Origin of the sequence: Kitasatospora humi, assembly GCF_020907985.1 — a bacterium.
GTDB lineage: Bacteria > Actinomycetota > Actinomycetes > Streptomycetales > Streptomycetaceae > Kitasatospora > Kitasatospora humi.
Window position 1 is genome coordinate 15,074 of record NZ_JAJJPA010000053.1, and the last position, 25,506, is coordinate 40,579.

General features: G+C 75.5%; 17 protein-coding genes and 1 pseudogene. 12 read left to right on the forward strand and 6 right to left on the reverse strand.

Features of this window, described 5'->3' with window-relative positions; translation table 11 throughout:
* Position 1 precedes the first annotated feature (1 nt).
* Together LN042_RS31090 and LN042_RS31095 are read right to left on the reverse strand one after the other, a co-directional pair.
* The gene (locus tag LN042_RS31090; RefSeq protein WP_230054769.1) at positions 2 to 1,045 is read right to left on the reverse strand and encodes an AraC-like ligand-binding domain-containing protein; all 1,044 of its coding nucleotides are present in this window, start codon (positions 1,043 to 1,045) and stop codon (positions 2 to 4) included.
* A 227-nt stretch (positions 1,046 to 1,272) separates the two neighbouring features.
* Complete coding sequence (locus tag LN042_RS31095; RefSeq protein ID WP_230054770.1) at positions 1,273 to 4,002, reverse strand: AAA family ATPase; 2,730 nt, start codon at positions 4,000 to 4,002, stop codon at positions 1,273 to 1,275.
* 352 nt (positions 4,003 to 4,354) lie between these two features.
* Here LN042_RS31095 and LN042_RS31100 point away from each other — a divergent pair.
* The 10 genes and pseudogenes from LN042_RS31100 to LN042_RS31145 all read left to right on the forward strand — a co-directional run.
* Positions 4,355 to 4,672 (forward strand): annotated as a pseudogene (locus tag LN042_RS31100) (GNAT family N-acetyltransferase); the annotation flags it as partial.
* A gap of 186 nt (positions 4,673 to 4,858) precedes the next feature.
* Positions 4,859 to 5,905: an alcohol dehydrogenase catalytic domain-containing protein gene (locus tag LN042_RS31105; RefSeq protein ID WP_230054772.1), complete on the forward strand. Its 1,047-nt coding sequence runs from the start codon at positions 4,859 to 4,861 to the stop codon at positions 5,903 to 5,905.
* Between the two features lie 185 nt (positions 5,906 to 6,090).
* Entirely contained in the window at positions 6,091 to 7,062 is a 972-nt protein-coding gene (locus tag LN042_RS31110; protein WP_443667718.1) for an AraC-like ligand-binding domain-containing protein, read from the forward strand.
* A gap of 198 nt (positions 7,063 to 7,260) precedes the next feature.
* On the forward strand, positions 7,261 to 8,307 hold the full coding sequence (locus LN042_RS31115; protein ID WP_230054774.1) for an alpha/beta hydrolase: 1,047 nt from the start codon (positions 7,261 to 7,263) through the stop codon (positions 8,305 to 8,307).
* 177 nt (positions 8,308 to 8,484) lie between these two features.
* The gene (locus tag LN042_RS31120) at positions 8,485 to 9,459 is read left to right on the forward strand and encodes an alpha/beta hydrolase (RefSeq protein WP_230054775.1); all 975 of its coding nucleotides are present in this window, start codon (positions 8,485 to 8,487) and stop codon (positions 9,457 to 9,459) included.
* A gap of 197 nt (positions 9,460 to 9,656) precedes the next feature.
* The gene (locus tag LN042_RS31125) at positions 9,657 to 10,118 is read left to right on the forward strand and encodes an SsgA family sporulation/cell division regulator (RefSeq protein ID WP_230054776.1); all 462 of its coding nucleotides are present in this window, start codon (positions 9,657 to 9,659) and stop codon (positions 10,116 to 10,118) included.
* Positions 10,119 to 10,386: 268 nt separating this feature from the next.
* Positions 10,387 to 11,388 (forward strand): AfsA-related hotdog domain-containing protein, encoded by a 1,002-nt coding sequence (locus LN042_RS31130; protein WP_230054777.1) that lies wholly within the window; start codon positions 10,387 to 10,389, stop codon positions 11,386 to 11,388.
* 92 nt (positions 11,389 to 11,480) lie between these two features.
* Complete coding sequence (locus LN042_RS31135; RefSeq protein WP_230054778.1) at positions 11,481 to 14,084, forward strand: AfsR/SARP family transcriptional regulator; 2,604 nt, start codon at positions 11,481 to 11,483, stop codon at positions 14,082 to 14,084.
* Between the two features lie 85 nt (positions 14,085 to 14,169).
* Positions 14,170 to 16,485, forward strand: coding sequence for a helix-turn-helix transcriptional regulator (locus LN042_RS31140; protein ID WP_230054779.1), 2,316 nt, complete (start codon positions 14,170 to 14,172; stop codon positions 16,483 to 16,485).
* On the forward strand, positions 16,476 to 18,236 hold the full coding sequence (locus LN042_RS31145) for an AMP-binding protein (protein ID WP_230054780.1): 1,761 nt from the start codon (positions 16,476 to 16,478) through the stop codon (positions 18,234 to 18,236). The genes LN042_RS31140 and LN042_RS31145 overlap by 10 nt, the downstream gene beginning before the upstream one ends.
* On the opposite strand, the gene LN042_RS31150 is transcribed toward LN042_RS31145, so the two are convergent.
* On the reverse strand, positions 18,233 to 19,183 hold the full coding sequence (locus LN042_RS31150; protein WP_230054781.1) for a polyprenyl synthetase family protein: 951 nt from the start codon (positions 19,181 to 19,183) through the stop codon (positions 18,233 to 18,235). The genes LN042_RS31145 and LN042_RS31150 overlap by 4 nt on opposite strands.
* A gap of 186 nt (positions 19,184 to 19,369) precedes the next feature.
* The gene (locus LN042_RS31155; protein WP_230054782.1) at positions 19,370 to 22,093 is read right to left on the reverse strand and encodes a helix-turn-helix transcriptional regulator; all 2,724 of its coding nucleotides are present in this window, start codon (positions 22,091 to 22,093) and stop codon (positions 19,370 to 19,372) included.
* Between the two features lie 520 nt (positions 22,094 to 22,613).
* On the opposite strand from LN042_RS31155, the gene LN042_RS31160 reads away from it, so the two are divergent.
* Complete coding sequence (locus LN042_RS31160; protein ID WP_230054783.1) at positions 22,614 to 23,321, forward strand: 4'-phosphopantetheinyl transferase family protein; 708 nt, start codon at positions 22,614 to 22,616, stop codon at positions 23,319 to 23,321.
* Between the two features lie 145 nt (positions 23,322 to 23,466).
* Here LN042_RS31160 and LN042_RS31165 read toward each other — a convergent pair whose 3' ends face one another.
* Positions 23,467 to 23,718 (reverse strand): hypothetical protein, encoded by a 252-nt coding sequence (locus LN042_RS31165; protein WP_230054784.1) that lies wholly within the window; start codon positions 23,716 to 23,718, stop codon positions 23,467 to 23,469.
* Positions 23,719 to 23,895: 177 nt separating this feature from the next.
* Here LN042_RS31165 and LN042_RS31170 point away from each other — a divergent pair, with 177 nt between their 5' ends.
* A complete protein-coding gene (locus LN042_RS31170) occupies positions 23,896 to 24,966 on the forward strand; it encodes a helix-turn-helix domain-containing protein (RefSeq protein WP_230054785.1) in 1,071 nt (356 codons plus the stop codon).
* 7 nt (positions 24,967 to 24,973) lie between these two features.
* Here LN042_RS31170 and LN042_RS31175 read toward each other — a convergent pair.
* Positions 24,974 to 25,506 (reverse strand): 4'-phosphopantetheinyl transferase family protein (locus LN042_RS31175; protein ID WP_230054786.1); only part of this gene is annotated, 533 nt, incomplete at its 5' end.

The window sequence follows — 25,506 nt, forward strand, 5'->3', positions numbered from 1 at the left end:
ATCAGTCCGTGGCGCTCAGTGCCACCGGGCGGCCCGGCCGCTGCCCTGCCGCGCTGCCGGCCGCAGCAGCACGCACGGCCCGCGACGCGGCGAAGCCGCACCCCGGGCCCGCCTGCCACTCGCGCGGTGAGACCCCGTAGGCGGCGCGGAACGCCCGGCTGAAGTGACTGGCGCTCACGAACCCCCAACGGCCCGCCACCGCCGCCACCGTCACCCGGCCCGCCGAGCGGGCCAGGTCCCGCCGGCACATGTCCAGGCGCTGGCGCTGGATCCAGCGGGCGACCGTGGCCTCCTCGTACTGGAAGAGCTTGTGCAGGTACCGCACCGACACGTGGTGGGCGGCCGCGATCCGCTCCGGCGACAGGCCCGGATCGCCCAGGTGACGCAGGATGTGGTCCTTCACCCGGGCCAGGGTGACCAGGGCCGGCTCCGGCAGCCCCGGCACCGACCGCCCGCGCCGCTCGCGGGCGAGCACCGCCAGCAGGTCCAGCGCCGTGGTGGCGAGACGGCCGGCGACGTCGGGCTCCAGCGAGTCGGCGGCCCGCGCCAGGCGCTCCAGATAGGTCGCCACCAGCCGTGCGGTGCCTTCGCTGCCGTCGAAGGCCGTAGCGGTGAGCACCCGCATATCCTCCTCCGAGACCCCCACCGCCGACCGCGGCCAGTAGAAGGCCGTGTAGGCGAACGACTCCTCGAACTCCTTGGTGAACGGCCGCCCGGCATCGGAGATCGCGAAAGCACCCGGTCGCAGCGCCACCTGGCAGCCGTCCTGGACCAGCCGGGCGGTACCGCGGTGCTGGAGCGCCAAGGTGAACTGGCCCTCGCCGCCGCGCGCGATCAGGCCCGCGCTGCGCACGCTCCGCTGCGGTCCCGACCGCACTCGGGAGACCTGGAGGTCGCCCAGCCGGTGACTGCTGATGCGCGCCGGGGCCGGCGAGTCTTCGAGCAGCGACACGTCCATCGGGAAGAAGGTGCGGCAGACCGCCTCGTGCCAGTACTCGGCGCGGTCGGCGGGCGGTATCGCGGTGGTGTCGAGAACGACGGACATCAGCGCTCCTCGGACGGTTGCGGGCGCGCCGGACTCGCGGTCCGGCGTCGCGGCTGTCGGGCGGGCGCGTGACCGGCGCCTGCCGCCGGATCCATCCCACCGTCAGCCGCCGCCGTGAACCAGGAAGAACAACAGGAGGAACTTCGCCCGCCTGCGCCCTGCCGTCCGGCCTCACCCGGGGGCAGCGGTGCGCCGCCCGAAGGGTGCGTGGCCGGGTGCCCGGCGGGTCAGCGGGCGTCGAGGGCGCGGGCGAGCGCGGCCCGCGAGGTGATGCCGAGCTTGGGGAAGACCTTGTAGAGGTGGGCGCCGACGGTGCGGGGCGACAGCTGGAGCCGCTGCCCGATCTCCTTGTTGGTCAGGCCGGTCGCGGCCAGCCGGGCGATGCGCAGCTCCTGCCCGGTGAGGGCGGACCGCGGATCGGCCGGTCCGTCCAACGCCGGGGCCACCTGGTCGCCGGCGGCCCGCAGCTCCTCCTCGCAGCGCTGCGCCCAGACGGCCGCCCCCAGCCGGCGGAACACGTGGTGCGCCGTGCGCAGCGCCTCCCGGGCCCCGGGCCGGTGGCGCCGCCGCAGCCAGGAACCGTGGGCGAGCCGCAGCCGGGCCAGGTCGAACGCCCAGCGCTCGGCCCCCGGCACCGCGTAGGCGGCCTGGTAGGCGGCCTCGGCGGCGTCGTCCTCGGCGGCCACGGCGCCGGCCGCCGCGAACAGGAAGGCGTGCCGGTCGGAGATCTCCGCGGAGCCGGCCGCGCGCGCCGCCTCGATGTGCGACCGTGCCTGGGCGTGCCGCCCGGTGTGCACGGCGGCCGTCACCAGGTCGAAGAGCAGCGCGTGGTGCCAGGGCGGACCACTGGGCAGGGTCCCGGGTGGGGTGATCTCGCAGAAGTGCGCGTACGCCTCCTCGTAGCGCTGGTGGGCGAGCGCGACCAGGCCGTGCAGCTGGGTCAGGCGGTCGAGGACGTACCGCATCCGGGCCCGCGTGGCGGTCGGCCTGATGGCCTGGTCGATCTCCCGCAGGCCCGCCGCGTCACCCCGCCCGGCCAGGTAGTGGGCGTGGTAGTGCCGGAACATCAGGGCGTTGGTGTGGTAGCCGAGCTCGTCCGCGATCTCGGCCTCGCGCAGGCAGACGGCCGCCTGGTCCCAGTGGCCGAGCAGGAAGTCCTGGTACGCCTTGGCCTTGGCGACCGAGCCCTGGGTGGCGTAGCCGGACAGCCCGCTGAAGCGCTGCCACAGATCGCCCTCGGAACAGTCGAGGGCCGACATGGTCCACAGCAGCAGCCAGGCCGAACCGGCCCCCTGCTCCTCCGTCATGCCGTCGGCCAGCGCCCGCAGTGCGCCGGCCGCGTGGGCACCCGGGTCGGTCCAGGCGCGCAGGCAGAGCCGGCCCGCTTCGGACACGTTCTCCCGGTGCCGTTCCAGCGCCCGCCACGCCCAGGGGTCGTCGGTGTAGGTGGCGGCCAGCAGCAGCTTGAAGTAGGCCTGTTCCACCAGCCCGCCGAGGGTGTCGGCGCCCGGTGCCGTCAGCCGGTCCAGGACCGTGGGCAGCAGCGCCGCGGAGGACTCGAAGTCGACGTGGTGGCTCTGGTCCGCGTAGACGACCGCGTAGGCGAACAGCGGGGCGACGTCCTCCGGGACGGTGGTGTTCCTCAGCTGCTCCACCAGGGCGGCGGTGTGGCGCAGTTGGCCGCCCCGGGCCGCCATCACCGCGGCCCAGGTGAGCCGGCGGACCCGGTCGCAGGAGCTGGGGCTGAGGGCGGCCGCGCGTTCGAGCAGCAGGGCGCCCTCCGCGTCGCCGCCGCGGCAGGCGAGGTCGCGGCCGACCTCGTGCAGGCGGTGCGCGAGGTCCTCGTCCGGCAGCAGCGCCGCCGCCGCCTCGTGGAGCAGCCGCCGGGGGTCGTCCGCTGCGAGGGCTTCGGCCAGGGCCCGGTGGGCCTCGCGGCGTGCGCTGTCGGAGGCCGCGGAGACCACCGCGGTGCGGACCAGCGGATGGCGGAAGACCAGCTGTCCGGTCTCGTCGATCCGGGCCAGGCCGTCCGCCTCGATCCGGGCCAGGGTCTCCCGGTCCCCGTCGTCCGCCACGGCCCGCAACCACACCGCGCTGCTGAAGTCCGAGCCGGTGGCCAGCGCTCCGAGCAGGAGCAGGCGGCCGACCGCCGGTGTCATCGCGTCGAGCCGCTCGGCGAATATCTGCTCCAGCTTGCGCCCGAGGGTCAACCGCTCCGGCAGCGGCGCGGCTCCCCGGCGCTGGGCGGATGCCAGCTGTCGCGGCAGTTCGACCAGCGCCAGCGGGTTGCCGGCCGCCTCCGCGAGGACCCGGTCCCTGGTGGTCGCGGCCAGCTCGGGGTGGCAGCGGGCCAGCAGGAGGTCCGCGTCGGCCGGGGCGAGGGCCCGCACCTCGACGGCTTCGGCCGACCAGGTCTGCGCGGCCGGACCGTCCGGGCGGCTGGCACCGATGATCACCAGCGGCAGCTCCGCACAGCGCCGCTGGAGGAAAGCGAAGACGGTCGCGCTCGACGAGTCGATCCAGTGCATGTCGTCCAGGAGCAGCAGCACGGGGGCGGTCCGCGCCGCCTCGGCCAGGAGTGCCAGGGCCGCGGCGCCGACGGCGAACCCGCTCGGAGCGCCGGACCGGACGCCGAACGCGCTGTCGAGGGCGTCCCGCTGATGCGCCGACAGCGCGCCGGACTGCTGGAACGGCGACCAGAGGGCCTGATGGAGGGCCCCGAAGGCGAAGTCCGTCTCCGCCTCGGCGCCGACCGCCCGCAGGACGCCGAATCCGCGCTCGCGCGCGGCACGCTCCACCCAGCCCAGCAGGGTGCTCTTGCCGACGCCCGGGTCACCGCGCAGCAGCACCGTGGACCCGCTCCCCCGGTCCTCGGCCTGGACCAGGGCCGCGGTCAACAGCTCCGTCTCCCGCTTCCGCCCGACCACCACCTGGGCCAGGGCCCGCCCGTCTTCCACCACTGCCGCCTCTTGATCAGCCGGTCCGTACTCCCGGCTGCCCCAGGTTACCCTCCGTCACGATCTTCTGCGCCGGCTGCGGCAACGGCTCCTGGCTCCCGACCATGGCCGACGGTCCGAACAGCGGTGCGCCGAGGGGCAACGGCGGATGCGCGCGAAGTCCATCGCCCGGCCCGGCGCGGGTTGGTTTCGACGTCCCGCTCACCTGGCGCCACCCCGTGGTCCCCTGCCGATCCCTGCGCAGCCGCCTGGGGAGCAGCCGCATGGAGACAGATGTTGATTCTTCAACTATGCTTTCCCATGCAGCCCCAGCCGGCCCGCCCACCGAGGCGATCGGCCGCACCGCGACACCCGAGGAGCAGTCATGGAGCAGTCCGTCAGCGACAACGCCGAGAAGTCCCGCTTCGAGATCCAGGACGACGGCGAGCTCGCCGGCTTCGCCGAGTACCACCGCTCCGGCAACGAGATCGCCTTCATCCACACCGAGATCGACCCCCGCTTCGAGGGCCGCGGCCTGGGCGGCCGACTGGCGCGGGCCGCGCTGGACGCGGCCCGCGAGCAGGAACTCGCCGTCCTGCCCTACTGCCCCTTCATCCGCGGCTGGATCACCAAGCACCCCGAGTACGCCGATCTGGTCCCGGCCTCCCACCGCGCCCGGTTCGGCCTCTGAACCGCTGCCGTGGGCGGCCGGGTCCACCGGCGCACCGGTGGCGGGCGCGGGTGCCGTGCCCGCCGACCCCGGCAGTTCGCCACCGATGCGGCGACGCGTGGCCAACCGGTGGTGGACGCCCCAAGCTGGAGTGGTGAGCGTGCGCGGGCCCGGCACCGCGCCGGCCCCCGAGCGAAGGGCTTCCGGATGACTGCCACCACCCCCACCACGTCCGACGGCGTCCTGCGCGCAGTCCGGGCCGCCGCCCCGGACGCCGCACTCGAACTGGTCGAAGTCCCGGCGCGTGAACCGGGGCCCGGGGCGGTCCGCATCACCGTCGAGGCGTGCGGGGTCTGCCACTCCGACCTGCTGATCACCGCCGGCCTGCTGCCCGGCACCACGTTCCCGGTCACCCCCGGGCACGAGATAGCCGGCCGCATCGACGCCCTCGGTGACGGCGTGGCGGGCCGGCGGGTCGGCGACCGGGTCGCCGTCGGCTGGTACGGCGGCAGCTGCGGGCACTGCGACGCCTGCCGCACGGGCGACGCCGTCAACTGCCCCGAGCTGCAGGTCCCCGGCGCCGCCTACCCCGGTGGCTACGCCGACTCCGTCGTCGTCCCCGCCGTCGCGCTGGCTGCGGTACCGGACGAGCTGTCCCCCGCCGAGGCCGCCCCGCTGGCCTGCGCCGGGGTCACCGTGTTCAACGCACTGCGCCGCACCGCCGCCCGCCCCGGCGACACGGTCGCCGTCCTCGGCCTGGGCGGCCTCGGTCACCTGGGCGTGCAGTTCGCCCGTGCGATGGGCTTTCGCACCATCGCGATCGCGCGGGGGCGGGAGAAGGAGCCGCTGGCGCACGAGCTCGGCGCGGACCACTACATCGACAGCACGGCCGGCGATGTCGCCCAGGCCCTCCAAGCCCTCGGCGGAGCCAAGGTGGTGCTGGCCACCATCACCAACTCCGACGCCATGTCCGCCACCATCGACGGCCTCGCCCGCCGCGGCGAGCTCGTGATCGTCGGTGTCTCGCCCGACCGGCTCACGGTGAACCCGCTGCAGCTGATGAACGGCGACCGCAAGGTCTACGCCCACTCCTCCGGCACCGCCGTGGACACCCAGGACACCCTGCGCTTCGCCGCCCAGTCCGGCGTGCGTGCCTGGATCGAGGAGGTTCCCTTGGAGCAGACCGCCGCCGCGGTCGCCAGGATGAGCAGCGGCCAGGCCCGCTTCCGGATGGTGGTCACCACCGGCCGCTGACCGCCGGACCCGCGGCACCGGGCCGGCTCGGGCGGCCGTGCGCCCGTGCACCCGTCCACCCGTGCTCCCGTGCACCCGGCTGACCTCACAGCGCACCACCGCAACCTGACAGTCAGATGACCTAACAGGCCTCCTGGGCTGTGGACCATGCTGACGGTCGCAGGGTTCGGTGAAAGGACGGTCAGGTGGACTTGCAGGTGACGACTGCGTCCGTCCCGGATGAGGAGAAGGCGGCGTTCTGGGGCGGGGCGGTGTCGCGGACGCTGGTGCCGGTGGAGGTGGTCCCGCTCGCCGGGCGGCCGTTCGAGGGACTCCTGGCCTCCCACCGGCTCGGCTACGTGCGGATCTCGACGCTGGAGGCGGACGCGGCGCGCGTCTCCCGCACGGCGGCGCTGATCGCGCGGACCCCGCAGATCGAGCCCCAGGTCGGCGTCGGGGTGCAGGTGTCGGGGCGGGCCGTGCTGGAGCAGGACGGCCGCCGTGCGGAGGTGCCGGCCGGCGGGCTGGTCCTGTACGACACGGCGCGGCCCTACTGCGTCGACTTCCCGGAGCGCTTCCGCACCCATCTGTTCCACCTGCCGCGCCGGCTGCTGGGCGTGCCGGAGCGCGAACTGCGACAGGTGGCGGGGACGGCCGTCACTCCGGTCGAGGGCTGCGGATCCGTGCTGCTGCCCTTCCTCAACTGCCTCGCCGCGTCCGCGCCCTCCTACTCCGCACCGGTCGGCGACCGCCTGGCCGGCAGTGTCGCCGACCTGCTGAGCGTGTTCGTCGCCCAGCTGACCGCCGCCCAGGCGGCCGACGGGCCGCGCAGCCGGAACGACCACCTGGTCCGCCGGGTACGCGAGCACATCGACCGCCACCTGGGCGATCCGGACTTGTCACCCGAGGCGATCGCGCAGGCCCACCACATCTCCGTGCGGTACCTCCACCGGCTCTTCGAGAGCGAGGGGGTGACGGTGAGCCGACTCATCCAGCAACGCCGACTGGACGCGTGCGCCCGGGAGTTGGGCCGCCGCGGCCGGACCGCGCCGACGGTTTCGGCGGTCGCCCAGCGGTGGGGGTTCGTCAACCCGGCCCACTTCAGCCGGGCCTTCCGGGCCGCCTACGGAGTCTCGCCGCGCGAGTGGCGCGCGCTCCGGACGGCGGACGCCGACTGACCGCCCGCTCGCCGGGTGGCCGGAATCCGTGCACGGACAGGCCACCCGCGGACGCCGTCCCGGCAGTACGGTCGGACGGCGTGGGCGCGGAGGTGGAAGGCGCGCGCCGGCCATGCCGACCCGGCACTGCGCGCGGCGCGCTACCGGGTGCCCGCCGCGCGCCGTCGTACCCGTTCGAACCTGCCAGGAGCCGAGAAGTTGTCCGACACCACCCCCTCGCACGGCCGACGACCGGTGCTGGAGCAGGCGCTCCAGGAGTTCCTGGACGCTCGGGCCGGCAAGGTGGTGACGGACTTCCCGGAACTCCCCCTCCCCACCGCGGCCGACGCCCGGAACACCTCCGCGGCCGACGCGTGGGACGCCGTCGCGGCCGACGGACGGGACGACGCCGCCTCGGGCGTCAAGGAGCCCGACGACCCGTGCGGCACCGCGACGGAGTGGCTCGCCCTGCCCTGCGGACCGACCGGGCGGGTGCACGTCCAGGTGACCAGGCCCGTGGGCGCCGCCGAGCCGAGCCCCGTGGTGCTGTTCCTCTCCGGCCTGGGCTGGTCGCTCGGCGACGCCGCCTCCTACGGCCGGCTGATCCGGGAGTTCGCCCTGGGCACCGACGCCGCCGTGGTGTACGTGGACTACACCAGGGCACCCGCGGCCCACTACCCGGTGGCCGTCGAGCAGTGCTACGCGGCGGCCCGCTGGATCCAGGCGCACGGCCGGGAGATCGGCTTGGAGGGCGGGCGGATGGCCGCCGTCGGCGACTCCGCGGGAGCCAACCTGGTGGCGGCCCTGACGCTGCTGGCCCGGCAGCGCGGTGACCTGCGGCTGGTGCACCAGGTGCTGCTGTGCCCGGTGACCGACGCGGACTTCGACACCCCGTCCTACCACCGGTACGCCACCGGGTACTTCCTGCACCGCGACCACATGCGCCGGTTCTGGGACGCCTACCTGCCCGAGGTCCGCCGGCGGCGCGAGGCCACCGCCGCGCCGCTGCGGGCCACCCCTGACCAACTCACCGGACTGCCCCCGGCTTTGGTGGTCACCGCCGAGGCCGACGTGCTGCGCGACGAGGGCGAGGCCTACGCGGCCAGGCTCCGCGCGGCGGGCGTCCCGGTGGTGGCCACGCGCTACCAGGGGGCCGTGCACGGCTTCCTCCTGTTGGACGCGCTCTTCCCCACCAGCACCGCACGGGCCGCCCTGATCCAGGCCGTCGACACCGTGCACGTGGCCCTGCACCGCCGTTCCTGGTGAGACCGCGAGACCGCCTCCGGTGGTGACGCGGCATCAGGTCGCCGGCCGGGCCGATGGCCCGCGCGGGTGAGGGTGCGCGGATCGACTGGAGGGTGTGCGCCGTCGGGACAGCCACCCCGCCCGCGTGTTCCTAGCCTGGGACCACCACAGGACGTACCAATCCGAGAGGTGATCACCATGTCCGAGCAGAACGCCACCGGCACCGGGCCGACCCTGGAGCCCGAGGCCCGGGCCTTCGCCGAGGCCACCGCGAACCCGCCGTACCTGTTCGACCTGGGCCCGGCCAAGGGCCGCACGGCGGTCGACGAGGTGCAGTCCGGCGAGATCGCCAAGCCGCCGGTCGACGAGGAGTGGATCGAGGTCGCCGGCGGCCCCACCGGCCGGGTCCGGGCGCGCATCGTGCGCCCCGCCGGGGCCACCGGCACGCTCCCCGTCGTCCTCTACATCCACGGCGCGGGCTGGGTGTTCGGCAACGCCCACACCCACGACCGGCTGGTGCGCGAACTGGCCGTCGGCGCGCAGGCCGCCGTCGTCTTCCCCGAGTACGACCTGTCGCCCGAGGCCCGCTACCCGGTCGCCATCGAGCAGAACTACGCCGTCGCCCGCTGGATCGTGACCGACGGACAGGCCAAGGACCTGGACGCCACCCGCATCGCCGTCGCCGGCGACTCCGTCGGCGGCAACATGAGCGCGGCCCTCACCCTCATGGCCAAGGAACGCGGCGACGTCCCGCTGGTGCAGCAGGTGCTGTTCTACCCGGTCACCGACGCCGCCTTCGACACCGACTCCTACCACCGGTTCGCGACCGGCTACTTCCTGCGCCGCGACGCCATGCAGTGGTTCTGGGACCAGTACACCACCGACCCCGCCCAGCGCGCCGAGATCACCGCCTCCCCGCTGCGCGCCACCATCGAGCAACTCACCGGACTGCCGCCCGCGCTGGTCATCACCGGCGAGGCCGACGTGCTGCGCGACGAGGGCGAGGCCTACGCCGGGAAGCTGCGCCAGGCCGGCGTGCCCGTCACCGCCGTCCGCTTCCTCGGCACCATCCACGACTTCGTGATGCTCAACGCGCTGCGTCCCTCGAAGTCCGCCCAGGGCGCCATCACCCTCGCCGTCCAGACGCTGCACGAGGCGCTGCACCAGGGCTGACCACCCACCACCCGCTGCCCTCCGCCGCGCCGGACGTCGGCGCGGCGGAGGCCCGACCCGTGCCCTGCCAACCGCGCGCAGGTCCCCGGCCGCCTCTCCCTGCCGACCGACCCCGATGCGGTCGTCCACACGATCGCCAAAGCCGCGGAGGCGGTCGGTTGAGAGGCCTCGCCGACCGTCACCACCTTGGAGGTACCGTGCCCGCACGCCACCCGATCCACGACCAGGGTCCCGCCCGGGGAGAGGACTCCACCGCGCTCCCCTTGGACGCGCAACTCTTCATCGGTGAAGGACAGTTCATCGACCTTCCGGTGCGCTTCGGGTACCGCCGCGACGCTCCCTTCGCCGTCGTCCTGGAGTTCCCCGACTCCGACGAGGCCGTCGGGACGTGGGTGTTCTCCCGCGACCTGCTGTGGGAAGGCCTGCACAAACCGGCGGGGCTCGGCGACGTGCGGATCTGGCCGCCCTGCCAGTGCCACGGCCGCCGAGCACTGCGGATCATGCTCGCCGGGCGGGACGGCACCGCGCTGCTCGACGTTCCCGTCAAGCCGCTGCGCAGTTGGCTGCGCAAGCAGAGCTTCGCTCTCGTGCCGCGCGGCACCGAGGCCGAACTCATCGACTGGGACGCCGAACTGAGCCGCCTGGTGGGTGGCCGCTGACGCGGCACAGCACGCCCCTGCCGCACCCGTCGCCGCCGCGCCGAAGGCGCCCGGGTGGTCGGAAGCGTCCCTCCCGGCCGCCCGGGCACCGCACAGCGGTCCGACGCCGCGAGGCCTCGACGCACGCGAGCCACCCCCCGCCCGGGAGTACCGGCCGCGCAACTTGCTGCCACCGTCACCGGATGTCCGCACACCACCCGGTGCGGCGATGCTGGAGCGAGGCCTGTCGATACCGCGGCCACCAGCCGATCCGGGTGAGGGAACCGTCATGACCGTCGAGAGCACCGCGATCGTCAGCCCGGGGCTGGACCACGGGCTGCTCGGTCACGCCACCCGGCACCTGATCCACTGCCCGCCCTCCTGGGACCACCACCCGCTGGAGGCACCGAGCGGCGGTGAGCAGCGCTTCCTGCTCACCGGGGACGCACCGAGCACCCACCCGCTGTTCAACGACGGGCCAGGCCACTTCCACGACCCGCAGCTCGTCACCGAGGCGGTCCAGGAGGTCGGTGAGTTCATCGGGCAGCAGTACTTCGGTGTGCCCGCGGACCGGCCCGGCCTGTTCTACCGGGTCGACTTCGGCGTGACCGAGGTGGCCGCCTGGCGCGCCAGGCGCGGCGCGGCCCGGATGACCACCGAACTGCGGGCCACGGCCGCCAACACGGTCAACGGGGTGCCGCGCGGCTTGGACTTCCGGGTGGCGGTGTCGCTGGACGACGTGCCGTGCGCGACGGGCATCGCGAGCCTGGTCTTCGTGATGCCCGGGCTGCACCGCACCCAGGTGGCGCACAGCCGCTGGGCGGTGCGGGCCGTGCCCGAGCTGGCGGACGAGCCGGACGGCCCGGTCCGGCCGGTCGAACCCGGCGCGGTCGGCCGCGCCTCGGCGGCGAACGCGGTGGTGAGCGAGCCGAGCCGGTCCTCGCGGGGCCGGCTCAGCACCTGGATCATGCCGAGCCGCGACAACCCGGCCCTGGGCGCCACCCCGGACGGCCACCTGACCGGCACCCTGCTGCTGGAGTCCCTGCGGCAGGCCTCGGTGCTGACCGCAGGGCACGCCGCCGGCCTGGCCCCCGAGCGGGCCCTGCTGGCCTCCTGCGAGGTGCGCTTCCGCGACTACGCCGACGCGGAACTGCCGGTGCGCTGCGCGACCGTTCCCGGGCCCGGCGGGCGGGACGCGGCCGGGCGGCCGACCGTCCCGGTCACGCTGACGCTGACCCAGAACCGGCGAACGGTGGCCGAGGCACGCACCACGGTGGTACAGGACTTCTGATCCGGCGCCGGCCGGGCGGCGCGTCGCCGTCGACCGCCCGGCGGCAGAGAGCACGGGGGGTGGGCCCGGTGAGGTTCCGGATCCTGGGACCGATGGAGATCGAGGGCGGTGCGGGGCCCGGGGTCTCGCACACCCCGAAGGCCGCCAAGCTGCGGGCGCTCCTCGGCACCCTGCTGGTCCGCGCCAACCAGGTGGTGTCGGTCGAGAGCCTGGTCACCGAACTGTGGCAGGACGAGCCGCCCCGCACGGCCACCTCCACCCTGCACGTCTACGTCTCGCAACTGCGCAAGCTGCTGGCCACCGTCGACCCCGCCCGGGGCAGGGAGCTGCTGCGCACCCAGCCCCCGGGCTACCGGCTCGCCCTCGCCCCGGACCTGCTCGACCTGTCCGTGTTCGAGGGACTGCACCGGCTCGGCCGGGAGGCGCTGGCCGACGGCCGCTACCACGACGCCGCCGACCTCCAGAGCCGGGCCGTCGCGCTGCTGCGCGGCCCGCTGCTCTCCGACACCCCGCACGGACCGCTGCTCGAAGGAGCCGCCGCCCAACTCGCCGAGGCCGGCGCTGCCGCCCTGGACCAGCGGATCCGGGCCGACCTCCAACTCGGCCGCCACCACGAGCTGATCGCCGAGTTGCGGTCGCTGGCCACCCAACACCCGCTGCGCGAGGAGCTGCACGGCCACCTGATGCTGGCCCTGTACCGGGCCGGGCGGCAGGCGGAGGCACTGCAGGCCTTCGCCGCGCTGCGGAAGCTGCTGGTGGCCGAGCTGGCCGTCGAGCCCGGTCCGCCGCTGCAACGGCTGCACCGCCGGATCCTGGCCGGCGACCCGGGGCTGCTGCTCCCGGCCACCGGGCAGGGGGGCAGCGCGGCCGCTCGCAACGGCGCCGGCGGGACGGCGTCGCCCGGCGCACCGGCCGGTGCCGCGCTGCCCCCCGCCGATCCGGTCTTCACCGGCCGCGACACCGCCCTCGCCCGGGTCGAGGAACTGCTGCGACAGGCCCCGGCCGGGTCGTTCGTCGCGGTGACCGGGCAACCGGGCGTCGGCAAGACCGCGTTCGCCCTGGAGGCCGCTCACCGCAGCGGCCCGGCCTTCCCGGACGGCCGGCTCTTCCTGGACCTCCAGCCCGAGCCGGGACACCCGCTGCCCGCCACCAAGGCCATCTCCACGCTGCTCCGACGGCGCGGGGTGCGGCTGGCGCACGGCGCCGGGGCGGGCGAGCTCCGGGACGCCTGGCAGCAGCAACTGATGGGTCGTCAACTCCTCCTGGTGCTCGACAACGCCGACTCCGAGGCGCAACTGCGACCGCTGCTGCCGACCACCGCCGGGAGCAGCGCGATCGTCACCACCCGCCGGCTGCCCGCCGGGTTCGGGGGCATCCGGCCGGTGTTGCTGGACGCCCTCGACCCGGAGGAGGCCCGGCTGCTGTTCGCCGCGGCGGCGGGACCGGAGCGGGCGGCGGCCGAGCCCGCCGCCGTCCGCGAACTCCTGGAGCTGTGCGGTCGGCTGCCGCTCGCCATCCGGGTGGTGGCCGCTCAGTTGACGGCCCGTCCGCACTGGAGCGCCGCCTCACTGGTGGACCGGCTGCGGGACGAGCGGTTCCGGCTCGGTGACCTCCACATCGGTGAACTCGACGCCCGCACCCCGCTGTTGCGGGCGTACCGGGACGCCCGGCCCGAGCTGCGGCGGGCCTTCCGGCTGCTCGGGCTGCTGCCGGCCGGCCCGTTCGGCCGCGCGGCGGCAGGTGCGGTGCTGGGCCTGCCCCCCGCCGAGACCGCCCGGCTGCTGGACGGGCTGATCGAGGACCGGCTGCTGGTCGACGCCGACCGGGCCGGTCACCAAGTCCCGGAGCTGCTGCGGGTGCTGGCCGTCGAACGGCTCGACGAGGAGGAGAGCCCGCAGGACATCGGGGACGCGATCGAGCGGCTGTGCGAGGAGTACGCGCGCACGGCCGAGCAGGTCAGCGCCGTACTGACAGGCGCCCGGCCCGGCGGGGAGGAGCCGCCGGAGCCCGCCGGCTGGTTCACCAGAGAGCGGGACGCGCTCGTCGGCGCCGTCCGGCAGGCCCACCGGGCCGGCCGACTGACCGCCGCCGTACGGCTGGTGGCGGCGCTGGACGGCCACCTTGAGACGCATGCCGCCTGGGACGCCTGGGCCGAGACGCACGCACTCGCGCTGGACGCCGCCCGCCGCTGCGGTGACCGCGGGGCCGAGGTGCGCACGCTCCGCTCGCTCGGCGATCTGGCCTGGCAGCAACGGCGGTTGGAGGAGGCCGAGGAGCACTACGGGCTGGCCCGCCGGATCGCCGAGGAGACCGGCCAGCGGGCGGAGCTGAGCCGGGCCCTGGTCGGTCTGGCCGAACTGCGGATGGACACCGGGGACGGCGCCGCCGTCGAGGCCCTGCTCACCGCCGCGCTCGCCGCCGCCCCCGACCCGGCCGCCCCGCGGGCCCGGTTCGACGTGCTGCGCGCCCTCGGGTTCCACGCGCTGGCGGCCGGCGACCGCACCCGGGCGGGCACCCGCTTCACCGCCTGCCTGGACCTCGCCCGCACCCTCCGCGACCGCCGGCTGGAGTCGTTCGCCCGGCGCGCCCTGCGCACCGCCCGGTCCGGCCCCGGCCACCGCCTGGAGGTCCGCCCCGGCGTCTGGCGGCTGCCGGGCCCCGGCCGCAGCCCGGGCCGGCCCTTTAGCCGGGCTTAAGCCGCGGCGGCGAGGGTGGTACGACCAGGACCCTCGGCCGGATCAGTGTCCGAGTGAACGGGGAACGACAGGACGGGGGCGGGCGATGCCGGCAACACGAGAGGGGTGGCGGTCGGTCCGCGCCGCGCAGGTGCCGCCGCCATTGGCCGCAGCGGCCCAGCTGATCGGACGCGAGCGCGAACTGCTCGCACTGGAAGCACGTTTGGCGGACCCGTCACTGCGGCTGCTCACCCTCACCGGGCCCGCGGGAGTGGGCAAGAGCCGGCTCGCCGCGGCGGCCGTGCCCGCGGCCGCCGGCTTCACCGCCGCCTGGTCGGTCGACCTGGCCGCCGCGCCCGGGGAGGGCCTGCCGGAAACCATCCGGCGGGAGGCCGCCGCCCTGCGGCTGGCCGACGACGGGAACGGCCGGCTGCTGCTGTGCCTGGAGACCTGCGACGGTCACGGGCGCGCACTCGCCACCGCCGTCGCCGAACTCCTCGCCGACCAGCCGGACCTGGTGGTGCTGGCGACCAGCAGGTCGCCCCTGGGGGTGTCGGGCGAGCGACTGCTGCCGGTCCGTCCGCTCCCCGTGCCGGAGACCGGCGCGGCGCCCGAGGACGAGCCGGACGAACTGCTCCGGCTCCCCTCCGTCGCGCTGTTCGTCCGGCGGGCGCACGACATCGACCCCGGCTTCGCCCTGACCACGGAGAACGCCGCCGCCGTCGCCGGAATCTGCGTCCTGCTGGAAGGTCTGCCGCTCGCCCTGGAGTTGGCGGCCCGGCAGTTGCGGCTCCACTCGGCGCAGGCCCTGCTCGCCCGGCTGCGCCAGCGCGGCGCACTGCTCGGCGGCGGCCCGCTCGACGCACCCGAGCGGCACCACTCGCTGACCGCGCTGGCCGCCTGGAGCCGGCAGGGGCTGCACCCCGACCACCACGCCCTGCTCGAACAACTCGCCGTCTTCGAGGGCGGATTCGGGCTCCCCATGGCCGAACGGGCCGCCCCGCCCGGGGGCGCCGACATCGAGGCGGCGCTGGAGGCCCTGCTGGACCGCCACCTGCTCACCGTGACCGGCAAGGAGGAGGGCGAGCCCCGGTTCGCGGTACCCGAGCCGATCCGCTCCGCCTGCCTGGCCGAACTGGCCGACACCGGCCGCACGGACGCGGCCAGGGACCGCCACGCCGAGGCGTACCGCCGGCTGCTCACCGCCGTGGAGCCGCGGCTCACCGGCAGCGAACAGGACCACTGGCTGCGCACGCTGGCCGGCGAGGGCGCCAACCTGTCCGCCGCGCTGCGACGGCTGCACGAGCGCGGTGACGCCGAGGGCGCCGCCGACCTGCTGCTGGCCTGCGGCCGACCGTGGCTGCTGTCCGGGCGACTGCGCGACGGCCGCGACTGGAGCGACCGGCTGGCAGCCGACCCGTCCCTGTCCGAGCCGCTGCGGGTCCGGCTGACCGATCTCGCCGGCTGCTTCGCGACCGCCCTCGGCGAGCCGGAGGCGGCGGTCCAGCGCCACCGCTCAGCCCTCGAAGCCGCCCGCCGGCTCGGCGACCGGCGGCAGGTCGCGGCCGTCTCCGCCCGGCTCGGCGCCGCCCTGCTGCGGCTCGGCGACCCCACCGCCGCCGAGGCCGCGCTCGCCCCCGCCCGCGAGGTGCTGGTCTCGCTGGGCGCCGCCCACCCGGCCGCCGAGGCCACCGTCGAACTGGCCCGGGTGCTGCGCGCCCGGGGCGAGCAGCGCAAGGCCGCCGCCCTGCTGGCCGAAGGCCTGGCCGCGCACCGCCGGCTGCGGCACAGCCAGGGCGTCGCCGACGCCCTGCGCGAGCTCGCGGCCGCTGCCGCGCAGGCGGGCGACGCGGCAGCGGCCGACAGCGCGCTGCGGGAGAGTCTGCGAGTGGCCGACGAACTCGGCGAACGGACCGAACTGCCCGGCACCCTGGAGCAGTTCGCCCTGCTACTGGCCCACACCACCACCCATCAGCAGCCCCGGGTGCTCCGGCTGCTCGCCGCCGCCGAAGCGCTGCGTCGGGGGCCCGGCAGCCGCCCGGACGAGGCGCGGCGGGCGGCGCTCGCGGAGACCACCGACCTGCTGCGCACCCGGCTGAGCCCGGCGGACTTCGCCACCGCCCGGGACGAGGGCCGCCGGCTCACCCCGGCCGGCGCGGTGCTGGAAGCGCTCGCCGCCCCCGCCCCCGCGATCGGGGCCGGGGCCGGTTGCGCGGAACCCGCCGAGCCCGCACGCCGACCGCTGACGCCCCGCCAGGTCCAGGTGGCGATGCTGATCGCCGAGGGGCTGACGAACCGGCAGATCGCGGTCCGGTTGAAGATCTCGGAGTGGACGGTGGTCAACCACGTCCGCGAGGTGATGCGCCGGCTCGGCTGCACCTCCCGGGTCCAGGTCGCCTGGTCGGTGGGCCGATGGCCGTGACCGGGAACCGGCAGCCCGACCGGTCCCCGCCGCCCGGACGGGCCCTGGCCCCCGAGGCGCTCGCCGCGATCCGCCCGCCCGACGACGTGGCCGCCCGGTTCCGCGCGGCCGGGTGGTGGCGCACCGAGACCTTTCTGCACGACCTGTACCGGACGGCCGCGCTCGACCCCGAACGGACCGCGATCGTGGCCCACCGCCGCCACCGGGCCGCCGGGCACCGCACGGTGACCGTCAGCTACGCCCGCCTGGCGCACACCGTGGACCGGTTCGCGGCCGCGCTGCGCTCGCTCGGGCTGGCCGAGGGCGACCCGGTCGCCGTCCAGCTGCCCGGCTGGTGGGAGACCGCCGCCCTGGTGCTGGCCTGCCTGCGGGCCGGCACCCCGGTCGTACCGGTGCTCCCGGGCGTGCGGGCGCACGCGTTGGAGCGGATCCTGGCCGCCTCCCAGGCCCGGGTCTGCGTGGTGCCCGACCGGTGGGAGGGCTTCGAGCACGCCCGGGCGCTGGCGGAGATGGCCCCGCGGCTGCCCTGGCTGCGCCAGCGGGTCGTGCTGGGCGACGCCGCGCCGACCGGGGCGCTGGACTTCGACGACTACTTCCGCCGGGTCCCGCACGAGCGCGGACGCCACGGCGCCGGCGCGTCCCCGGGCGCCGACCGGGCCGACCGGATCGGCCTGATGGTCACGGTGATGGGCCTGGGCGACCGCTACACCGCCGCCCTGCACACCCCCAACACCCTCTACGCGAACATCGTCCACCGCCGCCCGGCCGGGGGCCCGGGGCCGGAGCGCGGCGAGGTGATCTACTCCTCGCTGCCGCTCACCTCGCTGGCCTCACTGCTGTTCACCGTGTACTGGCCGCTGGCGCTCGGTGGCACCGCCGTCTTCCAGGACGTCTGGGACCCGGGCACCTGCCTGGACCTGATGGCCGAGGCCGGGGTCACCCTGGCGTACGCGGGACCGGACCACTGGTCGGAGGTGCTGGCGGCGCAGCGGGAACGGCCCCGGCGGCTGGACGCGCTGAACCTGGCGCTCTCCGGCGGCCGCACCCGCACCTCCGCGCCGCTGCTGGCCGAGCTTCCGGCGGCCCTGGGCGCCCCGGTGCACGCGGTGTGGGGGTCGCCGGAGGTGGGCCTGGGCACGGTCGCCCGGGGCGAGACGCCGGCCGAGCGCGCCGGCGAGAGCGACGGGCGCCCGCTGCCGGGCCTGGAGGTCTCCGTCCTCCCGGCCGGCCCCTGCCCGGCCGGCGGGCGGCAGCCCGCTCCGCTCCTGGTGCGCGGGCCGTCGGTCGCCGCGGCGGTGTGGCGGCACGGCGACCCGGCCCCGGTCGTCGCGTGGGAGCAGGACGGCTGGCTGGACACCGGCGACCTGGGCCGCGCGGACGGCCTCGGCGGGGTCCAGGTGCTGGCCCGGGCCGGTGAGCGGGTGGGCGGGATCTTCATGGTCCCGACGGCCGAAGTCGAGGAAGCCCTGCTGACCCATCCCCGGGTGGCGGAGGCGGCGGTCGTCGACTACCTGCACCAGGAGCACGGGGAGCTGCCCTGCGCGGTGGTCGTTCCGACGACGGAGGCGGAGCCGCCCGGCCTGGTCGAGTTGCGCGAGCACCTCGCCGCCCGGGGTGTCGGGCCGGGCTTCCTGCCCACCCGGCTGGAGCTGGCGCGGGCCCTGCCCAGGGACGACCGCGGGGGCGTCCGCAAGGAGGCCCTGCGCAGCTGGGTCAGCACACTGCGCCCAGGCACCCCGCGCACGCTCTAGGCCGGGGCGGAGGCCAGGCGGACGGCCAGGGCGGTGAGTTCGGTGCGCCCGGCCGGGGAGACCGGGGCGGCGGCCAGAATCCGACGGGTGCGGTCGAGCAGGTGGCCGATGGTGCGCTCGGCGCGGGCGCGGTCCTCGGTGCCCAGCAGCAGCTCCCGCAGCAGGTCGCCGTACCAGTCGTGGTCCTCGCCGTCGAGGAACCCGCGCACCCGCCAGGCGGCGTGCAGCAGGCGGGCGTAGTCCTGGTAGGCCACCGCCAGGTCGCCGCGGCCCGCCAGGGCGGCGCCCATCAGCAGCGGGTGCTGGAGGGCGTACCAGCCGCTGGCGCAGCCGCGGGAGCAGCCGGTGAGGCAGCCGGAGGGCCACGGGTCGGCCAGGTAGCGGCTGGACAGCACGTGGTCGGCGTAGCTGCCGCCCAGTCGGCCGATCCGCAGGTCGTGCCAGACCTGCCGGGCGGCGTCGGGCAGGTCGGCGGCGAGCCGGTCGGCGAGGGCCGTCGCCAGGTCGCCGATCAGGGAGGCCATGCCGACGCCGAAACCCCGGGCGTCGCCGCCCCAGTCGTTGCGCTCGTGCTCGGCGGCGTGCCGGACGTGCAGGGTGGGGGCGCCGTGCCGCAGCAGGGTGTTCTCCCGGACGTCACGGCGGATCAGGTAGCAGGCGTCGAGGAGTTCGAGGGCCACTGCCGCGTCGACGGCCGGCGTGGCCGCCGGGTCGCCGCCCGCCGCGAGGTAGCCGGTGAGCAGGGCGGTGGGCCGGATCCGCTCGCCGCCGGCGGTGACCAGGTCCGCCAGGGCCTCCACCATGCCCGCGGCCCGGGGCTCGACCGCCCGGCACCGGGCCTGCTCGGCGTGCAGCAGGCCGCTCAGCCGCTCCTCGACCCGGGCCGGCATGTCGGTGCGCGGCACCTCGGTCAGGACCGCCTCCGGCGGCATGGGCTGCGTCGTCATGGCGTCTCCGTGGGTAGGCCCGGCATCGTACCGAGCCTCTCCGGCGGGCGGCCGGTTCGGCAACGTCGGCGGGCGCCGGCCCGGTGATCTCCCCGGCCGACGCATCGTGTCCGATGGATTCCTGCCACCCCCGGCGCCGTGCGTTCACCGCATTGCCAGACTCCTGTCATGCGGCTCGCCGAACCGTCACACCCGGCCCGCCGAATCGAGCAGGTGGAACTCCACGGGCAGCTCCTGACGGCGGGTGATGTTGAGCTTGCGGTAGATCCGGGTGAGGTGCTGCTCGACCGTGCTCACCGTGATGTGGAGCTTCATCGCGATCTCCCGGTTGGTGTGGCCGTGCACCGCGAGCATCGCCACCCGCTTCTCCGAGTCGCTGAGCCTGGCGTGGAGTCGGGCCGGGTCGACGCGGTCGGGCCGGGTGTCCTCGGACGGTCCGCCGGGTTCGCCGAGGCCCGGGGCGAGCTGCTCGCGCAGCGCGTGGGCGCCGCACTCCTTGGCGAGCTGGCAGGCCCGCCGGGCGACCATGCGGGCCCGGTTGCCGTCGCCGAGCTCCTCCAGCGTCCCGGCGAACTCGGCCAGTGTCCGGGCGAGTTCGTAGCGGTCCTCGGAGCCGTGCAGCTCGTCCACCGCACGGGCGAGCAGCGCCTGCCGCTCCCGGGGCTCGCACAGGGCGGCCCGCACCCGCAGGGTCAGACCGGAGATCCACGGGTGGGCGGCGTCCCGGTGGGCGAGCTGCTCGGCGATGAAGCGGGCGGCCTGCGGGGCCTCGCCGAGCCGGATCAGCGCCTCCGCCGCGCCGGTGCGCCAGGGCATCAGCAGCGGCCGGTCCAGCCCCCAGCGCTTGAGGCTGCGGCCGATGTCGAGGAAGTCGCCCAGGGCGGCGTGGAAGCGGTGGGTGGCGAGGTGGTACTGGCCGCGGGCCCGCAGGTGGGCGAGGCCGTGGATGCTGCCGGCCAGGCCCTCGGGCAGCGGGCGGCTGAGTTCGCGGGCGGCGGTGTCGTGCCGGCCGGCCGCGGTGGCGGCGCGGATCAGGGTGGCTGCCACGCCCCCGGCGAAGGCGCTGCCGCCGCGCTCCGGCAGCAGGTCCAGGGCGGCCTCGGCCTGCTGCTGCGCGCCGGTCAGGTCGCCCTGCCGCAGCAGGGCTTCGGCGTGCAGGGCGGTGAACGCGGTCTGCCAGCCGGGTGCGCCGCGCCGGACGGCCTCCTGCGCGAACACCTGGCACCAGGGCAGCACCCGGGACGGCCCGTCGGTGGCCAGCAGGGCCCGCAGGGCCTGCACGATCGGGGCGGCGGTGCCCTCGCCGAGGGTGGCGGCGCGCAGGAAGGTCTCGGCCGCGACGCCGGCCACGCCGTCCGCCGCGTACTCGGGGATCGCCCACAGGGTGGCGGGTGCCGGGATCCGGGCGGGCAGCGGTTCGCCGGGCCGGGTGCCCGCGCCCGGCCGGGCCGAACCGGCCCACCAGGGGAAGGCCGAGAGGCCGTCCAGCGGGTCGGTGCCACGGCCGAGTCGGGCGGGCCGGCCGGTGCGTTCGGCCTCGCGGCCGGCGGCCAGCCGCTCCAGCGCCTGGCAGGCTTCGTCGATCCGGCCCTGCTCGGTGAGCAACCGGGCGAGCGGTCCGAGCCGGGCCGGGTCGAGGCGGCCGGCCCGCAGGGTCTCCAGCGGGCCGGCGAGGTCGCGCTCGGCGGCGCTGGGGTTGGTCCGCCAGGTGATCGCGGCGAGCTTGGTGCGGAACTGGGCGCGCTGCCCGTCGTCGACCCGGCCGCGGTAGGCGAGTTCGAGGCAGGCGGCGGCCAGGTCGGTCGCGCCGTCGGCGAGCAGCTGCTCGGCGGCGGTGGCGAGCGCCGTCACCGCCCACGGCAGGTCGGTGGGGCCGGCGGCGAGCAACTGGGCGGCCACGGCGGCGGTCGGGGCGCCGCCGTGGTGGGCGAGTTCGGCGGCCCGGCGGTGCAGGGCGGTCCGGTCGTCCGGGTCCATCCGGTCGAGCACCGCCTGGCGGGCGCCGGCGTGGCGGAAGCGGTAGCCGTCCAGGATGCCGGCGGCGTCGAGGGCGGCGCTGCCCCGGACGACCGCGTCCTCGGTGCTGCCGAGCAGGCGGACGGCGAGCTCGCGCGACCCGAGCTCGCCGAGCACCGCGAGCACCTCGGCGAGGCGGCGCGCGGCCGGGCCGCAGCGGTGCAGGCAGGCGAGGACGGCCTGGGTGAAGGCGCCGCCGGGTTCGGGGGCAGGACCGCCGGCCCGGTGCTCCTCGAACAGGGCGCGCAGCAGCAGGGGATTGCCGCCGGCGGCGTCGGTCGGCGGCGAGTTCCTGCCGTCGGCCGGCCCGGCGGCGAGTTCGGCCGCGGCCAGCCGGCTCACCGCCTCGGGGCGCAGCCGCTCGGCCCGGATCCGCAGGAAGCCGCGCTGGCGCAGCAGTTCGGTGCCGTGCACGGGGTCGTCGCCGCGCTCGTGGACCGACTCGGCGCACACCAGCAGCACCCGGGCGGCGCGGGTGCGGCGGATCAGGTGGAGCAGGTACTGGCGGGACAGGTCATCGCTGTGGTGCAGGTCGTCGACGCAGATGACCACCGGCGCGGCCTCGGCGAGCCGGTGCACGGCGGCGCACAGGGACTGCATCACGTCGATCCGGGACGGGTCCGGTGCGGCCGCCGGGTCCGGCAGGGCCCCGGCCGGAGCGGCGGACAGCAACTGGCCGAGCACCCCGAGCGGGAGGTCGCGCTCGACGGCGGTGCCGATGGCGCGCAGCACCACGGCGCCGGAGGCGGCGGCGCGTTCGGCGACCGTCTCGACGAGTTCGCTCTTGCCGCAGCCGACCGCACCCTCGATCAGGACGGTCCTGGGGGTCCCCCGCAAGCAGTCCGCGAGTGCGCGGTCCAATACGGCCAGCTCTCGTTCACGGTCGATCAGCACTTCTGGCTCCCCGGCTTCGTCCGCCTCGCGGTCGGCGCGCCCGCCTCACGGCGATCACCGGAACCTCGCGGGCGCGGTAGAGACTTGCCATCCGGAACCACGTCCGCCGGCGGTCTCGAGTCTAAGCAGCACGCGCCGTCCGTCCCCCGGGCCGAAAGCCGACCGGAAGTTGCACGGCAACAACTTCCCACTGCGGCGCTGCCGGCTCCCCCCGTACGGTGGGACCAGCACCGACGGGCCCGCCGTGCCCCGCTTGGGCGCGGCCCCACCCCGGGAACCGCACGCGCCGCGCCGCGGGCACCCCTGCCGCCCCTTGTGACAACCCCATGGCAAGCGGCCCCGGGCACGAGTGGCAGGGCACTGGCTGGGCGGCGGCGGGCCGGGCTGCGGGTAGCAGTCGGCTGGGAGGCCACAGGCGGTGGCGGGCGCCGCGTGGCCGGGCGGGCCGGTGGCCGCTGGCGGCGGCGGAGCGCCGGAGCGAGGGTGGGGGCACCCACCTCGAGGTGCTCGGAGGAAAATCGTGATCAGCACGCTGCTGCCCGCCGCGGCGGTCGCCGTCGAGTCCACCACCGACCGGGAGATCGTGCTCTTCCCCGAAGAGGCCCACCAGATCCGCAACGCGGTGGTCGAGCGGCAGCGCGAGTTCACCACGGTCCGCTGGTGCGCGCGCCAGGCACTCGGGCGGCTGGGCCTGCCCGAGGTGCCGGTCCTGCCGGGTCGCCGGGGCGCGCCGCAGTGGCCGGGGCAGCTGGTGGGCAGCATGACGCACTGCGCGGGCTACCGGGCGGCGGTGCTGGCCCCGCGCTCGGAGGTCTGCGCGATCGGCATCGACGCCGAGCCCAACGCCCCGCTGCCGGACAAGGTACTGGAGTCGATCTCGCACCCGGAGGAGCGCGACTGGATCGCGCGGTTGCGCTGGTCCGCGCCCGAAGTGGCGTGGGACCGGCTGCTGTTCAGCATCAAGGAGTCAGTCTACAAGACGTGGTTCCCACTGATGACCCGTGAACTCGGCTTCGAGGACGCCATCGTGATGGTCGATCCGGTCGCACGGACCTTCCGGGCCCATCTGCTGCTGGACCGTGAGGTCCGCGCCACCGGCGCGCCGACCTGGTTCGACGGGCGGTTCGGAACGACCGGCGGGGTGCTGCTCACCGCGATCGCCCTGCCGGCCCGTCAGCCCGGCAGGACTGCGGATGCCGACCGCCAACTCCCGTCGGGTGTCCGCTAAGGGCCGCCTCGTGGTGCCGGCCGGGGGCGCTGATCACTCCCCCACGTCTTGGCCGGCCCGGACGGCAGGTACCGGAATGATCAGCCCCAGCGGTCGTCATGCATCGGAATGATCAGCCCCAAGAGGTCGTCAGGCATCGGAACAATCAGCCCCAGCGGTCGTCGTCCTTCCACGTGCCGGTGAGTCTGACGTTCGCCAGGGGCCCGTCGGCGGAACTGGCGGCCGATTCCAGGTGAAGGTTCTGCGCCGGTGTGCTGATGCCCCATCGGTCGTCGGCGAGATTGGCCGGACCGGCGCCGGATCCAGTGGTGTGGCCCACTCCGAGGAGCGCCGCTGCACCCGCTGCGAGCAGCGCAATGCCCCCGGCCAGCCGAATCCTGAGGGTCGACTTCTTCATCTTTATCCTCCCACGCAGTCGCGACAGGTCGGAAACTCCGGCAAGCTAGGGCCCCGCAGCCCGTGAAGGGCTTGCCTCGGGGCCTCACTCTGCCACGCGGGCAGCACCGGTCCGAGGGGATCTCGATGGCGTAAAGTTGCATGGCAGGAATTTCGCACTCTGCTCGGGGGCCTCTGAGTGTTCGGACATCCACAGTTTCAGACCGACTTCGCCGAACTCGACGATCTGAGCGCGAGCGCCTACGGGCACGCCGTCGAGCTGGGGCGGTTCGACCGGGACGCCATCGCCACGGTGTTGAAGCTGGACGGAGCCGAGGTCGACCGCATCGAGCAGGTCCTGCGGCTGATGCGCCTGCTGCAGCCCAGACCGGGCGATCCGAGCGTCCTGGTCCCGGTGAGTCCGGACGTGGCCGCCGCCGATCTGGTCGGCCCGGCGGAGCACCAGGTCCGCGCCCTCATGCAGGCGGTCACCGACGTGCGGGGCAAGTTGCTGTCCCTCACCCCCCTGTACTTCGAGGGCCGTCGGCTGCGCAACCGGTTCGAGGCCTTCGACGTGGTCACCGACGTCGACGCGATCCAGAACATGCTCGACCACCTGGGGCAGACCTGCCGCAAGGAGGTGCTCACCGTGCAGCCGGGCGGCGCCCGGCCCTCCACGCTGCTGCCGGCCGCGCGGAAGTCCGCCGAGGGCATGCTGGAGCGCGGGGTGCGGATGCACACCATCTACCAGCACACCGCCCGCAGCGACCTCGCGACCAAGGCGTACGTCCGCGACGTCACCGCGCTGGGCGCCGAGATCCGCACCGCCGACCAGGTGATCGACCGGATGCTGATCTACGACCGCGAGACGGTGTTCCTGCCGGCCCGCACCGAGGGCAACGAGGCGTCGACGGGCGCCGCCATCGTCCGCGAGCCGACCCTGGTGGCCTTCCTGTGCGCGGTGTTCGAGCACCTGTGGGACAGCGCGACCCCGTTCGTCCACGACACCTCGAAGGCCACGCCGACCACCGACGACCTCAAGCAGTCGATCATCCGGCTGATGGCCCGGGGCTACAAGGACGAGATGGTGGCGCGCCGCCTCGGCATGTCGGTGCGCACCTGCCGACGTCACATATCCGAGATAACCGAGGAGTTGGAGGCCACCAGCCGTTTCCAGGCCGGGTACAACGTGGCGATGGCGGGCCTGCTCGGGAAGGGGCCGGCGGCCGCGGCCGCCGAGCAGTGGCCACCGCCGCAACCGCCGAGCTGACCCGGCCTCAGAGCGCGTCACGTCCGCGCCCCCGCCGCGCTTCCAGGTCTGCGGTGGTGACGGGGCCGGGGTCGTAGACCGCCACGCTGACGTAGTACCCGCTGTCCAGCGCGAAGGTGTGGAACCCCCACTCGTCGCCGCTGCCGGTGCTGCCGTCGGGGCGCTGCACCCGAACGGGCCGGCCGTCCGGACCGAAGCCGAACTCGGTGAAGCTGATCCGCAGGCTCTGCCCGATCGCCTTGCCGTAGGCCTCCTTGAGGGTCCACAGCCGCACCAGGGCCGGGTTGCGCTCGGCCTCGGGCTGGGCGGCCAGCGTCACCAGCTCGTACGGGGTGCACACGTGGCGGCCCAAACCGCGCTGGTACATCGGGCGGTCGGCGCGCTCCGCGTCCACCCCGATCAGGCCACGGGTGGTGATGCCCACCAGCAGCAGGTCGTCGGTGTGGCTGAGGCTGATGTCCACCTGGTCGCTGCCGCGCAGGAACGGGCGCCCGGTCGGCCCGTAGGACAGCTCCAGGGCGTTCGGGTCGCCGTCCAGGA

Bases quoted from the DNA above. Each gene is read 5' to 3' on its own strand.
- LN042_RS31090 (WP_230054769.1), bottom strand. From the start codon at position 1,045: ATGTCCGTCGTTCTCGACACCACCGCGATACCGCCCGCCGACCGCGCC.
- LN042_RS31105 (WP_230054772.1), top strand. From the start codon at position 4,859: ATGACTGCCACCACCCCCACCACGTCCGACGGCGTCCTGCGCGCAGTC.
- LN042_RS31120 (WP_230054775.1), top strand. From the start codon at position 8,485: ATGTCCGAGCAGAACGCCACCGGCACCGGGCCGACCCTGGAGCCCGAG.
- LN042_RS31130 (WP_230054777.1), top strand. From the start codon at position 10,387: ATGACCGTCGAGAGCACCGCGATCGTCAGCCCGGGGCTGGACCACGGG.
- LN042_RS31135 (WP_230054778.1), top strand. From the start codon at position 11,481: ATGGAGATCGAGGGCGGTGCGGGGCCCGGGGTCTCGCACACCCCGAAG.
- LN042_RS31140 (WP_230054779.1), top strand. From the start codon at position 14,170: ATGCCGGCAACACGAGAGGGGTGGCGGTCGGTCCGCGCCGCGCAGGTG.
- LN042_RS31145 (WP_230054780.1), top strand. From the start codon at position 16,476: ATGGCCGTGACCGGGAACCGGCAGCCCGACCGGTCCCCGCCGCCCGGA.
- LN042_RS31150 (WP_230054781.1), bottom strand. From the start codon at position 19,183: ATGACGACGCAGCCCATGCCGCCGGAGGCGGTCCTGACCGAGGTGCCG.
- LN042_RS31165 (WP_230054784.1), bottom strand. From the start codon at position 23,718: ATGAAGAAGTCGACCCTCAGGATTCGGCTGGCCGGGGGCATTGCGCTG.